Source organism: Sphingomonas zeicaulis (genome assembly GCF_050433225.1).
GTDB classification, from domain to species: Bacteria; Pseudomonadota; Alphaproteobacteria; order Sphingomonadales; family Sphingomonadaceae; genus Sphingomonas_D; species Sphingomonas_D zeicaulis.
The window spans coordinates 1,561,146-1,574,895 of record NZ_JBNPXQ010000001.1 but is presented as its reverse complement, the minus strand read 5'-3'; the positions used below and the strand labels follow the sequence as shown (position 1 = coordinate 1,574,895).

The window sequence follows — 13,750 nt, the reverse complement described above, 5'->3', positions numbered from 1 at the left end:
GGGAGGATGCGAATGATCGGGGTCGATCGGCGGACGGTAGTGGCAGGTGCGTTCGCTGTCGGGGCGGCGCCCGCTTTGGCGAAGGCTGCCGGGGCATTGCGCGATCATGATGCGATGATCCCGCTGTGGCCGGGGCGCCCGCCGGGCTCGCCCGCCACGCTGCCCGTCGAGGAGATCGTCGAACGCAGCACCGATCCCGCCTTGCGCGACCGTGCAATGACGAAGATCGCCCAGCCGCGCATGGCGCTGTTCCGGCCCGCGAAGCCGAATGGCGCCGCGGTGCTGATCACGCCCGGGGGTGGCTATAGCCGCGTCGTCATCGACAAGGAGGGCTATCAACTGGCGCCGCTGCTCGCCGATCGTGGGATCACCACCTTCGTGCTGTTCTACCGGCTCCCCGCCGATGGCTGGACAACGCGCCCGGATGCGCCGCTGGCGGACGCGCAGCGCGCGATGCGGCTGGTCCGCCACCGCGCGACCGAGTTCGGCATTGATCCGGCGCGGGTGGCGGCGATGGGATTTTCCGCAGGCGGCCATGTTTGCGCCGACCTCGCGGCGCGCTTTTCTGCGCCGGTCTATGCACCTGTCGACGCAGCTGACCGTCTGCCGGCACGGCCGATGCTGGCGGCGCCGATCTATCCGGTGGTGTCGATGAGCCTGCCGAACGCGCATTCCGGCTCACGCACCAACCTGCTGGGCGATGCGCCGACCGCCGAACTGGAACGCGCCCACTCGCCGGACCGCAACGTGCCGGCGGATGCACCGCCCTGCTTCCTCGTCCATGCCGAGGATGACGAGACCGTGCCAGTCGCCAACAGCCTGCTGTTGCGTCAGGCGCTGCGCGATCGCGGCATCCCGGTCGATACGCATTTGTTCGCTCAGGGCGGCCACGGCTTCGGCATTCGCCGGATCGCAGGCAAGCCGGCGGCGGCTTGGCCCGACCTCTATTTGTCCTGGGCGATGTCCCGGGGCCTCTTCGCTGCATAAGGGATTGAGAATGACCTTCACCCGTCGCGACATGATGGCGGCCGCATCGGCCGCTGCCGCCGGAACCGCCGCCACGCCACTGCTGGCGCAATCCGGCGCTGCCAGCGCTGGCGGTGCCAAGCCTGCCGCGAACTGGCGGCGCGGCTTCGACAATCAGCGCATCGCCGATCTGGGCAACGGCACCTTCCTCAACCCGATCATGGCGGGCGATCATCCCGATCCGTCGATCCTCAAGGACGGGAAGGATTATTACATGACCTTCTCGACCTTCGATTCCTATCCGGGCCTGATCATCTGGCACTCGCGCGACCTGGTGAACTGGACACCGCTGACCGCCGCGCTCACCCGCAACATCGGCTCGGTCTGGGCCCCAGAACTCTGCAAGCACAAGGGCCGTTACTACCTCTACGTGCCGGTCAAGGCGAACCCCAACACCAGCTATGTGCTGTGGGCGGACAAGATCACCGGGCCGTGGAGCGAGCCGATCGATCTCGTGCTGCCCAACCATATCGATCCCGGCCACGCGGTGGGCGAGGATGGATCGCGCTGGCTGTTCCTGTCGGGCGGGGACCGCATTCGTCTGAGTGACAATGGCCTCAAGACCGTTGGCGAAGTCGAGCATGTCTATGACCCGTGGCGCTATCCCGACACCTGGGATGTTGAGGGTTTCGCGCCCGAGGGGCCCAAGGTCACCCGCCGTGGCGAATATTTCTACCTGGTCACCGCGGTCGGCGGCACCGCCGGTCCGCCGACTGGCCATATGGTGATCGCCGCGCGTTCGCGCTCGATCAACGGCCCGTGGGAACATCATCCGCGCAATCCGCTGGTCCATACCGCGCAGATCTCGGAAAAATGGTGGTCGCGCGGCCATGCCACATTGGTCGAGGGGCCGGGCGGAGACTGGTGGTCGGTCTATCACGGCTTCGAGAACGGCTTCTGGACGCTCGGCCGCCAGACATTGCTCGATCCGGTCCGCTGGACCGACGATGGCTGGTTCGAGATGACCGGCGGGGATCTGTCGCAGCCGATCGTCAAGCCCAAGGGCGGCAGCGTCGTCGGGCCACACGGCCTGGCGCTGACGGATGATTTCAAGACGCTCGACCTCGGCCGCAAGTGGAACTTCTTCGCGCCTGGGCCAGACGAGGCGAAGCGCGCGACGGTGAAGAATGGCGCGCTGCTGCTGCAGGGATCCGGTGTCTCGCCGCGCGACAGTTCGCCGCTGGTGCTGATCGCTGGTGACCGCTCCTATCAGTTCGAATGCGATATCGAACTGGCGCCGGGCACCACCGCCGGCCTCGTGCTCTTCTACGACAAGATGCTTTATTGCGGGCTCGGCTTCGATGAGAAGCGCTTCGTGACGCATCAATATGGCATCGAGCGGGGCCGCCCGGCGAATAAATATGGCCGCAAAATGCGCATGCGCGTCACCAACCGCGAACACATCGTTTCCTATCATCTCAGCGCTGACGGCGGAAAGACGTGGGAGCGGTTCGATCGTGGCATGGAGGTGTCGGGTTATCACCACAATGTCCGCGGCGGCTTCCTGATGCTGCGGCCGGGGCTCTATGCGGCGGGGAACGGCACGGTGGCGTTCCGCAACTTCGTGTTCCGGGCGCTATAACGCCCCGACGTCATTCCATTTTCGTTCGGTTGCCGACCGCAACTTTCACTTGCGGTCGGCGGCCAGCTATCCAAAAGGCAGCCTCGAGCGGGAAAGGGCCGGCGATGATCGGCTCTCGATGGGATTGAGGATGCGCGTTGAGACCGCCCGTGGCTCTACGCAACGAAGCTGAAGGATGGCGATGAGCGAGCAGAACGACGTCTATATCGTTGCCGGCGTGCGCACGGCGATCGGTGATTTCGGTGGCAGCCTGAAGGATTTCGCGCCCGCCGAACTCGGCAAGCGCGTGATCGCCGAGGCGATCGATCGCGCGGGGCTGGTGCCGGCGGACGTGCAGCATGTCGTGATGGGGCAGGTGATCGCGACCACTCCCAAGGATGCCTATCTCGCGCGCGTTGCCGCGGTGAACGCCGGCATCCCAGTCGAGGCGCCGGCGCTGACGCTCAACCGGTTGTGCGGCTCGGGCGTGCAGGCGGTGGTTTCCGCCGCGCAGATGCTGGCGCTCGGCGAGTGCGAGGTCGCGGTTGCCGGCGGTGCGGAGGTGATGAGCCGTTCGCCGCACCATGTGTCCTCGGCGCGCTTCGGGCAGAAGATGGGCGCGATCGAGATGGTCGACGTGATGATCGAGGTGCTGAGTGACCCGTTCGAGGGCTTTCACATGGGCATCACCGCGGAGAATGTCGCCGAGCGCCACGGCATCGACCGCGCCGAACAGGATGCCGCCGCCGCCGAGAGCCACCGCCGCGCTGCGCAGGCGCAGTCGGAAGGGCGTTTCGACAGCCAGATCCTGCCGATCGAGGTGAAGGAGCGGAAGGGCACGTGGCTGTTCGCGGCCGACGAGCATGTCCGCGCCGAAACCACCGCGGAAAGCCTCGCCGCGCTTCGGCCGGCATTCCGCAAGGATGGCAGCGTCACCGCGGGCAATGCCAGCGGCATCAATGATGGCGCGGCGGCGCTGGTGCTGGCGAGCGGCAAGGCGGTCGAGGCGCGCGGGCTCAAGCCGATGGCGCGGATCCTCGGCTGGGGCCATGCCGGCGTCGAGCCGGCGGTGATGGGCATTGGCCCGGTCAAGGCGGTGCCGATCGCGCTGGAGCGCGCTGGGCTGACGCTCGACCAGATCGACGTCATCGAATCCAACGAGGCGTTCGCGGCGCAGGCCTGTGCGGTCGCGAAGGGGCTGGGCTTCGATCCTGACAAGGTCAATCCCAACGGCTCGGGCATCTCGCTCGGTCATCCGATCGGCGCGACCGGCGCGATCCTGACGGTGAAGGCGATCTACGAGCTTGAGCGTGTCGGCGGCCGCTATGGCCTCGTGACGATGTGCATCGGCGGCGGGCAGGGTATCGCCCTGGTCATCGAGCGCCCGCAAGCGTGACGCACGCGCGGCGCGCGGTCGATCAGTGCGATCGCGCGCCGAGCAGTGCCAGTCCAAAGCTCACGAAGATCGCGCCGCAGACGCGGTTGAACAGGCGGTTGAGCGACGGCCGCGTCAGATAGCGCGCGATGCCGCGCCCGCCGACGCCATAGACCATGTACCAGAAGGTCTCGATCACCGCGAAGGACGCGACGAGGATCACGAACTGCGGCACCTGCGGCGCGCTGCGATCGATGAACTGCGGCAGGAAGGCCGCCGCGAACAGCAGCAGCTTGGGGTTGCTGATGCTGATCAGGAAACCGCCGCGGAACAGCGCGAACGGCGACATCGTCGGCGTCAGCCCCGACGTGTCGGGGCCATCGCCGGCGGGGGCGCGCCACGCCTTGATGCCCAGATAGAGAAGATAGGCGACGCCAGCGTAGCGCAGCACCTCGAACAAGGTCGGCGCGGCCGCGAGGATCGTGGCGAGTCCGGCGGCGGAAGCGATCAGCACCACAACCACCGCGGTGAGGCACCCCATCATCGCCGCGACGCTCCGCCGGAACCCGAACGAAACGCTGCGGGTGAGGACGTGAAGCATGTTCGGGCCCGGCGTGCCCGACAGGGCGAACACCGCTGCGCAGAACAGCAACCATGTCTCTATCTTCATGAACCACTCCGCTCGGCCGCCACCCGCGACGCGGCGGCGCACCTAGCAGAATGGTTCTCGCCTGTCAGCCGCGGCCTATTTCGCGGGCTCGACGACGTCTTTGCGCGCGATCGCCAGCGGATCGGCTTCGCCCGCGAACGCCGCGCGCAGGAAGCCGAACATGCGGCGCCGCAGGTCGACGCCATGCCAGGGCTCGGTGCTGGGCAGCGCGCGGAAATTGCCGCCGGTTTCGCCATGGCCCTCGCGCGGATAGACGGCGAGCGCGACCGGCGCGTCATATTGCTTCAGCGCGCGATACATCTCCAGCGACTGGCCGAGCGGGTCGGTCACGTCCTCGGTGCCCTGCAGCAGCAGGAAGGGCGTCTTGGCGTTCTTCGCATAGGCGATCGGGCTCTGCCGCCACGCGTCCTCGAAATTGTCCCAGGGGCGGCCATAATACCAGCGGTCGTACCAGGTGCCGCGTTCGGTGCCATATTCGCTGAACTGGTTGATCACCGGCGCGCCGGAGACGATCGCCTTGAACCGGTCGGTCTTACCGACGACGAACCCCGCCATCTCGCCGCCATAGCTATAGCCGATCAGTGCCATCCGCCCGGCGTCGATCGGATGCTCCTTCAACAGCTTGTCGACGCCCGTCATCACATCGCGATAGTCGGCGCCGCCAAGGTCGTTCTTGTTGGCGGCGGTGAACTTGGCGCCATAGCCGGTGCTGCCGCGGATATTGGGCTGCATTACCGCCCAGCCTTCGGCGACGAGCATCTGGATCAGCGCCGAATAATCGTCCTGGAAGCGGCCGGCGGGGCCGCCATGGATGCTGACGACGAGCGGCACCTTGGTGCCCGCCGGCACCTTGGGCATGTAGAGCGCCGCCTCGATCGTCAGCCCCTCATTTTCCCAGCGCACGATCTGCGACGGCACCTTGGCCCAGTGCGCAGGAACCAGCGCCGGCGTTTCGAGGCGGGCAGGGGCGATGCCCGGCCGCTTCGTCAGATAGACGCCGGTCGGATCGGTCGCGCTTGAAGAGAGCATCGCCCAGGCGGTCTGCTTCTGGTTGGTGACGAGCCCGCTGGTCACCGGCTTGCCGTTGTCGAGCCACGTCACCTTGCCGGTGCGCGTCGAAAGCCGGGCGAGGCGCGACTGGAAATGCGTCGCGATCGTCATCATCAGGTCGCCGTCGGGCAGCACGGTAAAGCTGCTCGGGATGGCGCCGTCGAACCCGCGGGTCAGGTTGCGCGCTTCACCGGTGGCGAGATCCTTGACGATCAGGTCGTTGCAGCGCGGCGGCGCATCGTCCGCGCACTGCTCGGTATAGACGATGCGGCTGCGGCCGGGGAGGTAGGCGGCGTCGGCCGCGGTTTCTGGCAGGTCCAACTTCGTCGATCGGAGTTCTGCCGGCGTGATCCGCCAGATCGTCGTCTCGGGGCCGCGCTCGTCCGAATCCGGATCGGTCGCGACGAGCATGTCGGCGCTGTCATAGGACCAGTGAACGTCTTGGAAGGTCCCCGAAAGCGGCACCGCGCGGATCGCGGCGGTGACCGGATCGATCAGGTAGAGGCGGGTGCGGTCGTCCGCCTCGCCATGGCTGTAGCCATCGTCCTTGCGCTCCTTGCGCGCCTTTACCGCCGCGGCTTCGGGCTCGTCGGCCCACAGCGCGAGATAGCGGCCATCGGGCGACCAGGCATAGCCGCCAACCGCAAGCGCCTCGCTGTCGGCAGGCTTGGCGCCGCCCCAGGATGCGGTGGTCGCACCCGCCTTGGAGCGGACGATCTGCAGCCGCTCGGGCTCGCCACCAGAGAGGGGCAGGCGGAATAGCGACTTGGTGCCGTCGCGCGAGGCGAGGAAAGTGACCGAGGCCCCGTCCGGTGCGAACATTGCCGCCGTCTCGCCGCCGCGATCGGCCGCGCGTGCGAAGGTAAGCTGGCGCGGGCGGGCACCCTCTGCCAACAGCCAAAGATGCGGCTGGCCGCCATTGGCTGTCGTGTCGGTGATCCCCGCGATCACCGACTTGCCGTCGGGGGACAGGGCGAGGCCTCGGATCGCGCGGACCTGGGTGCGGACCTCCTCGTTCATCGCGAAGGCGCTGACCGCTGGCACCGCGGGTGATTGCGCCATCGCGCTGCCGGCGAGTGCGACGACTGCGATCGAGATCGAAGCCGATCTCCCGATCATACGCCGCCGCACGATGCTCTGGATTCTTGACATTGACCCCCCTTATGGCTGCGACCCGATGGGCTCGATCATCCGACCCGACCATGGCGCGGCGACATTGCTAATGTCTATACAAAAAATTGCGCCTGTTGTGCTGCCATATTCCGACAAATCATTCAGTCTATGAAATAATATATCATTATATCTTCAAGATCATTCCGGCAATTTTGACACGCCTATTGCCTTTTTCCTGATTGGATGTTGCAACGCGGCGAATCTTTGATAGCTATGTCTATACAAATGAAAGCGCCTAGCGAGGCGTGGCACCTGGGGGAGGTGCGTCGGGGTCGACAACAAGGGGGTTGAAAATGAAAACACGGTTGCTCCGGGCGAGCGCTCTTGCGGGTGCGCTGTTCATGGTTCCCGGAATCGCGCTGGCACAAGCCGAGCCGGCGCAGGGCGAGGCCGATGCGACGCTGACCAGCGCGTCACCGGGCGGTGCCGCGGATGATGGCGAGATCGTCGTCACCGGCTCGCGTATCCGCCGCGCCGATTTTGATGCGCTTGAGCCGACCACGGTCGTTTCCTCCGAATATCTCAACGTCCGCGGTCTCACCAACGTCGCGGATGCGCTCAACGAGCAGCCCGGCTTCGGCGTGCCGCAAAGCGCGGATGGTGTCCAAGGCACCTACGGCGTCAGCCAGAATTTTGTGAACAAGTTCGGCCTCGGCACCGCGCGCACGCTGACCATCGTCAACGGCCGCCGCTTCGTGTCGACCAATGCGCCGACCGTGCTCGGCAACCCCGCCGGCCTCCAAGTCGATCTCAACGTGATCCCGTCGCTGATGGTCGAGCGCGTCGAGAATGTCTCGATCGGTGGTGCGCCGGTCTATGGCTCGGATGCGATCGCCGGCACCGTCAACGTCATCCTCAAGAAGCATTATGAGGGCGTCGAGGCACAGGCGCTGTCGGGCATTTCCGATCATGGCGACAATTTCCGCCTCAACCTCTCGGGCATCGCCGGCTTCAAATTCGGCGGCGGCCGCGGCCATGTGCTGGTCGGCGCCAGCTTCGATCGCAGCGACGGCCTCAAGGCGACCGATCGCGCGCGGGCCGACCGCGATCTGAGTTTCCAGACCAACCCGACCGCGGGCAGCGCTCAAACCCGCATTCCAGGCCGCACCCCGGGCAATGACGGCCGCATCAACGACATTCCGTACAACACCGGCCCCGCGGACGGCATTCCGAACACCGTGCTGATCGGCAACACGCGCATCTTCGCGGAATCGGTCAACGGCCTGATCCTGCCGGTGAACCCGACAACCGGCGGTTTCGTCACCTACAATCCGTTGGATGGCAGCACCGCGGGTTTCGGCGCGGGCGGGCAGAACCGGCTGCAGTTCAACGGCAACGGCAACATCGTGCCCTTCGATCCGGGCATGCCGTTCGGTAACACCTATGGCAGCGGCGGCGACGGCTTCAACCTGGCCGACACGCGCGCGCTGACCAACGACCTCGAACGTACCACGGTCAACCTCGTCGCAGACTATGAATTGACCGACTCGATCACGGCCTTCGTCGAGGGCACCTATTATCACGGCGTTGGCCGCGAGGTGGTCGACCAGCCCGTTTACAACTCGCCGCTCTTCCCCGGCGGTCCGAACAGCGCGCTGCTGTTCAACGTCAACGATCCGCGGTTGACGGACCAGGCCCGTTCGGTGCTCGCGAGCTATGGCGTCAACGGCAATTTCTACCTCGCGCGCAACTTCGTCGACATCACCAACAGCCGCGCCAGTTCCGAGACTGACGTCTATCGCGGCGTGTTCGGGCTGACCGGCGATTTCTCGATGTTCGGCAAGAGCTTCAACTGGGAAGCGTCGGTCAACTATGGCCGCACCGAGGGCTTCTTCCACCAGACGCTGATCGACCAGCAGAACTTCGTCAACGCGATCAACAACTGCAATCCCACCCCGCTGGTGAACGCCGCGCCGGGCGGCGTGACGCCGATCGCGGACTCGGCCTGCGCGCCGATCGATCCGTTCGGTCCGGGCCGGGTGACGCAGGCGGCGATCGACTATGTCAGCTATTACAGCACCTCGAAGTCCGTGCTCGAACAGCAGGTCTACAACATCAACTTCGGCTCGTCCGAACTGATCAAGCTGTGGTCCGGCAGTGTCGGCTTCAACCTCGGCTATGAGCATCGCCGCGAATATGGCCGTTTCTCCCCGGACGACTTCCTGGCGGCGGGCCGTGGCCGCACGGCCGCGGTGATCGGCAACGAAGGCAGCTTCGATACCGACGAGGTGTTCGGCGAACTGCTCGTGCCTTTGGTCTCGCCCGACAACAATGTCCCGCTGATCGAGAGCCTGACCGTCGAGGGCCGTGGCCGCTACGTCAACAACTCGGTCAATGGCGGCTTCTGGGCCTATACCGCCGGTGGCCGCTGGCGGCCGATCCGCGACATCGAGTTCCGCGGCAACTACACGCGCTCTCTGCGCTCGCCCTCGATCGTCGAACTGTTCACGCCGCAGACCAATGCCAGCACCTTCTTCCCCGATCCCTGCGATCGCGTGAACATCTCCAGCGGCACCAACCCGGCGGTCCGCCAGCGCAATTGCCAGGCCTTCTTCGACTCCTACGGCATCAATGGATCCACCTACGACAGTTTAGCGCGCACCTCGGCGGTGCCCCAGCGCACGGGCGGCAATCCGGATCTGCAGAACGAAGTGGCTGACAGCTACACCTTCGGTGCCGTCATCCGTCCGCGCTTTATCCCGCGCCTGCAGATCGCGGTGGACTGGAACCATATCAAGGTGAAGGGCAACATCGCCTCGCTCACCGCCGCGAACATCGCCGAGGGGTGCTACGACAACGCGAACTTCAACCTTGCCGATCCGGACAATGGCAACAGCTTCTGCCAGCAATTTACCCGCGTGCGCAGCAGCAATCCGGAAGAGAATGGCCAGATCCGGTCGAACCCGGCGAACCCTGGCATCCGCACCGGCTTCGTCAACGGCGACTATATCCTGTTCGAGGGTCTGACTGCGCAGGCCGATTATGTGCTGCCGCTGAGCGGGATCGGTGTGAACGGCCGCCTCGCGCTGAGCGGCGCCTTCTTCTATCTCGACAAGCTGGAAAGCTCGAACAACGGCGTCACCGTCGATCCGGTCGTGACCGAGGTCGGCACCCCGCGCTACAGCGGCCAGTTCAACGTGAGCTTCGCGAGCGACGGCGGCTTCGGGTTGAGCGTGCAGGGCAATTACACCGGCAAGTCGAAATATGATGCGCTGTTCAACGTCGACAGCCGCGACGTCCTCGTTCTAGACGACCAGTGGCTGTTCAACCTCGGCCTGTCGCAGGTGATCAACGAGCGGATGACGATGCGCCTCGCGGTCACCAACCTATTCGACAAGGCGCCGCCATTTCCCTACGACGCGGTGCAAAGCTATGACCTGCTCGGTCGTCGCTATGCGATGTCGGTCAATATGAAGTTCTGATGACAAGTCTCTGGGCGGCAAGGCGAAACATCCTGCCGCCCAGTCGTTTTGCGACGGACTTTCAAATTTCGTCCACCTGCTTTAGCCCTGCCTGCACTGGTGGGGAGCGGCGTTGCGCGTGGCGATCGATCTCAAGACGGTTGAACAACTAATCCGTACCGCGTGATGGCGGACCTGCGCGATCACGGCAACAAATGCACCTGCCCGTCACGCAAATTCCCCCGCAAGCATGTGCCGGCGCTATGGAACGAGGATATCGCGGAGGAATGAGCGGCATCGCACGACGGACCGCGATCGGCGGCGGCCTCGCGATGGCGCTGCTGGGCCGGGCGCCGGCGATCGGGAAAACGACGGGGACGGGTAAGGCGATGTACGGGCTGATCGGCAAGATGAAGACGAAGCCCGGTCAGCGCGATGCGCTCGCGGCGATCCTGTTGGAGGGCACCGGGGCGATGCCGGGGTGCCTCAGCTATATCGTGGCGACCGATCCGGCCGATGCCGACGCGCTGTGGATTACCGAAGTGTGGGATGGCGCCGAAAGCCACAAGGCATCGCTGGCGCTTCCGGCGGTGAAGGATGCGATCATGCGCGGTCAGCCGATGATCGCGGGGTTCGAAAGCAGCGTGGAAACCGTGCCGCTGGGTGGGGTGGGGTTGTTGAAGGGCTGAGTCGGGGGCGGGACGCGTCTCTTCCGGATCGGCGCGATCGCGTTCACACATCGGTTGGAACTGCGCGAAAAGCCCTCTCCCGTACTTCGCGGGAGAGAGCTATTTGCGCGGTTCCAGCTGAGATGTGTGAATGCCCTTCCGGATCACCGGAAGAGGCGCCGGCGCGTCAGGCCTCGCCGAAGCTGCCGGTTTCCGGATCGAGCAAGTGCAGCGTGCCGTCCGCGATCGCGAACCAAGCGCCGTGGATCTTCAATTTGCCAGCCGCCTCGCGCTCCGGAATGAAGGGGAAGGTGCGCAGGTTGGCGATGCTGACCTTCACCGCCTCATGTTCCAGTGCGCTGCGGCCCTCGGGTGTGTCGCCATGCGATTCCAGCACCTTTTCGCGGGCGCCGTCGAGCAGGTCGATCCAGTGTGCGATGAAACCGCCTTCACCTGGCTGCGCGCCCTCGAAGGTGGCGGAGAGCGCCGCGCGGCAGCCGCCGCACGCGCCATGGCCGAGCACGACGATCTCGGGCACTTCGAGCTGGGTGACCGCGAATTCGACCGCGGCGGAAACGCCGTGGCGCCCACCATCATTCTCGAAGGGCGGCACAAGGTTGGCGATGTTGCGCACGGTGAAGAGTTCGCCCGGCGCGGCATCGAAGATCACCGCGGGTTCGACGCGGCTGTCGGAGCAGGCGATGACCATCACCTTGGGGCTCTGGCCCTCGGCCAGTTCGGCCCAGCGCGCGCGTTCGCGGCGCCAGCCCGTCGCCCGGAAGCGCTGATAGCCAACGATCATCTCGGCATAGTCCATAGCGACGGCTCCTCTCCTCGGCTCTTGCGGTTAAGGCGGCGGGCAGGGGGTGGCAAGTGGCGGCACACATCGCTATCTGCAGCGGCATGAGCGAAGCCGATCCCGTGAACCTCCCGCAGCCCGCCCCCCGTCAGCGCAAGCCCGACTGGATCCGGGTGAAAGCGCCGGTGGGCGCTGCCTATTCGGAAACCCGCCAGCTGATGCGGCGCCTGAACCTCGCCACCGTGTGCGAGGAAGCAGCCTGCCCGAACATCGGCGAGTGCTGGACGAAGAAACACGCGACGGTGATGATCCTGGGTGACGTCTGCACGCGCGCCTGCGCGTTCTGCAACGTGAAGACCGGCATGCCGCGCAAGGTGGATCCGCTCGAGCCCGAGCATGTCGCGACCGCAGCGGCCGAACTCGGCCTCGAACATATCGTCATCACCTCGGTCGATCGCGACGATCTGCCGGATGGTGGCGCCAGCCAGTTCGTCAAGGTGATCGAGGCGCTTCGCCGTAACACCCCCAAGACCACGATCGAGATCCTGACGCCCGATTTCCGCAACAAGGCGGAGGCCGCGGTGGAGGCTATCGTCGCGGCGCGACCGGACGTCTACAACCACAATCTCGAAACCGTGCCGAGGCTCTATCCGACGATCCGGCCGGGCGCGCGCTATTATGCGTCGCTGCGCCTGCTGGAGAGCATCAAGCGCCACGATCCGTCGATCTTCACCAAGTCCGGCATCATGGTCGGGCTCGGCGAGCAGCGGCTGGAAGTCCATCAGGTGATGGACGACATGCGTTCGGCCGACATCGATTTCCTGACGATGGGCCAATATCTCCAGCCGACGCCCAAGCATGCGAAGGTCGAGGATTTCGTCAGCCCACAGGTGTTCAACGCCTATGCCGCGATCGCCCGCGCCAAGGGCTTCCTGCTGGTCGCCGCCTCGCCGCTGACCCGCTCGAGCTATCACGCCGGCGATGATTTCGCGAAGCTGCGCACCGCGCGCGAGGCGAAGCTTGCCAAAGCATAGCGAAACCCGCGCGCTGCCCTATACGCCGGAGCAGCTCTACGAACTGGTCGCCGACGTCGCCCGTTACGGCGATTTCCTGCCGTGGGTGGTCGCCGTCCGCGTCCGTTCGAACAGCGAGACCGAGATGGTCGCGGACCTTGTCGTCGGCTTCAAGGCGCTGCGCGAGAAGTTCACCTCACGGGTGGCGAAGCATCGACCCGATGCGATCACCGTCGACTATGTCGAAGGGCCGCTGAAGCATCTGCGCAACGAATGGCGCTTCCGCCCCGACGGGCAGGGCGGCACTTTGGTCGATTTCTCGGTCGATTTCGCGTTCAAGAACCGGTTGTTCGAGATGCTCGCGGGCCAGGTGTTCGACAAGGCGCTGCGCAAGATGACCGACGCGTTCGAGGCGCGTGCCGCCGTTCTCTATGGCCAGAACGGTCAGAGTTCGGATGCGGGCGGCACGACGACGGCGGGTTCGGCCGGCATCAGCAATTCGAGCGCGCACAACGCCGCCTGAAGGCGGATGCCGCCGCGGCCATTATTGTCGAACACGCGCTTGTCGGCGACGACCGCGTTGGGATCGCCATCGCGCTCGGCGCGGGCGAACACCACGGTGCCGACCGGCTTCTTCTCGGTGCCGCCATCGGGGCCGGCGATGCCGGTGATCGCCACCGCGACATCGGCCCCGCTCTTCTTGATCGCGCCCTGCGCCATTGCCCAGGCGACCGCGATCGACACCGCGCCGAACGTCTCCAGCACATCCAGGCTGATGCCGAGCGCGCCGAGCTTCGCCTCGTCGGCATAGGTCACGAAGCCGGCCTCGAACACGTCCGACGAACCGGGAATCTCGGTCAGCGCGGCGGAGACGAGCCCGCCGGTGCAGCTTTCCGCCATCGCGATGCGGCGCCCGGCCGCGCGGTTCGCCTCGACCACCTTGCGTGCCGCCTCGACGAGTTCGACGGGCAGGATCGTATCGCGCTGTTCACTCACTTTGTGCTTCCCGATATC

11 protein-coding genes are annotated in these 13,750 nt (G+C 65.6%); 7 read left to right on the top strand and 4 right to left on the bottom strand.

Features of this window, described 5'->3' with window-relative positions:
- Nucleotides 1–6 precede the first annotated feature (6 nt).
- The 3 genes from FHS96_RS07435 to bktB all read left to right on the top strand — a co-directional run bounded on the left by FHS96_RS07435 (nt 7) and on the right by bktB (nt 3,983).
- A complete protein-coding gene (locus FHS96_RS07435) occupies nt 7–987 on the top strand; it encodes an alpha/beta hydrolase (protein WP_429588834.1) in 981 nt (326 codons plus the stop codon).
- A gap of 10 nt (nt 988–997) precedes the next feature.
- On the top strand, nt 998–2,608 hold the full coding sequence (locus FHS96_RS07430; protein ID WP_429588833.1) for a family 43 glycosylhydrolase: 1,611 nt from the start codon (nt 998–1,000) through the stop codon (nt 2,606–2,608).
- 181 nt (nt 2,609–2,789) lie between these two features.
- A complete protein-coding gene (bktB, locus tag FHS96_RS07425) occupies nt 2,790–3,983 on the top strand; it encodes a beta-ketothiolase BktB (protein WP_429588832.1) in 1,194 nt (397 codons plus the stop codon).
- A gap of 22 nt (nt 3,984–4,005) precedes the next feature.
- Here bktB and FHS96_RS07420 read toward each other — a convergent pair whose 3' ends face one another.
- Together FHS96_RS07420 and FHS96_RS07415 are read right to left on the bottom strand one after the other, a co-directional pair.
- Nucleotides 4,006–4,632 carry a LysE family translocator gene (locus tag FHS96_RS07420; RefSeq protein ID WP_429588831.1) on the bottom strand — a complete coding sequence of 209 codons (627 nt, stop codon included), beginning with the start codon at nt 4,630–4,632 and terminating at the stop codon, nt 4,006–4,008.
- A gap of 75 nt (nt 4,633–4,707) precedes the next feature.
- On the bottom strand, nt 4,708–6,801 hold the full coding sequence (locus tag FHS96_RS07415; RefSeq protein ID WP_429588830.1) for a prolyl oligopeptidase family serine peptidase: 2,094 nt from the start codon (nt 6,799–6,801) through the stop codon (nt 4,708–4,710).
- A 347-nt stretch (nt 6,802–7,148) separates the two neighbouring features.
- Between FHS96_RS07415 and FHS96_RS07410 the strand changes: the two genes are divergently transcribed.
- Both FHS96_RS07410 and FHS96_RS07405 read left to right on the top strand, forming a co-directional pair.
- Nucleotides 7,149–10,277, top strand: a complete 3,129-nt coding sequence (locus tag FHS96_RS07410; RefSeq protein ID WP_429588829.1) for a TonB-dependent receptor domain-containing protein — start codon at nt 7,149–7,151, stop codon at nt 10,275–10,277.
- A gap of 266 nt (nt 10,278–10,543) precedes the next feature.
- Nucleotides 10,544–10,945, top strand: a complete 402-nt coding sequence (locus tag FHS96_RS07405; protein ID WP_429588828.1) for a putative quinol monooxygenase — start codon at nt 10,544–10,546, stop codon at nt 10,943–10,945.
- Between the two features lie 166 nt (nt 10,946–11,111).
- Here the strand turns inward: FHS96_RS07405 and FHS96_RS07400 are convergent, their stop codons facing one another.
- A complete protein-coding gene (locus tag FHS96_RS07400; protein ID WP_429588827.1) occupies nt 11,112–11,741 on the bottom strand; it encodes a carbonic anhydrase in 630 nt (209 codons plus the stop codon).
- Between the two features lie 86 nt (nt 11,742–11,827).
- Here FHS96_RS07400 and lipA point away from each other — a divergent pair, with 86 nt between their 5' ends.
- Nucleotides 11,828–12,757: a lipoyl synthase gene (gene lipA, locus FHS96_RS07395; protein ID WP_429588826.1), complete on the top strand. Its 930-nt coding sequence runs from the start codon at nt 11,828–11,830 to the stop codon at nt 12,755–12,757.
- Nucleotides 12,744–13,259: a type II toxin-antitoxin system RatA family toxin gene (locus FHS96_RS07390; protein ID WP_429588825.1), complete on the top strand. Its 516-nt coding sequence runs from the start codon at nt 12,744–12,746 to the stop codon at nt 13,257–13,259. Before lipA ends, FHS96_RS07390 begins: the two co-directional genes overlap by 14 nt.
- On the opposite strand, the gene FHS96_RS07385 is transcribed toward FHS96_RS07390, so the two are convergent.
- On the bottom strand, nt 13,181–13,732 hold the full coding sequence (locus FHS96_RS07385) for a CinA family protein (RefSeq protein ID WP_429588824.1): 552 nt from the start codon (nt 13,730–13,732) through the stop codon (nt 13,181–13,183). The genes FHS96_RS07390 and FHS96_RS07385 overlap by 79 nt on opposite strands.
- Nucleotides 13,733–13,750 lie beyond the last annotated feature (18 nt).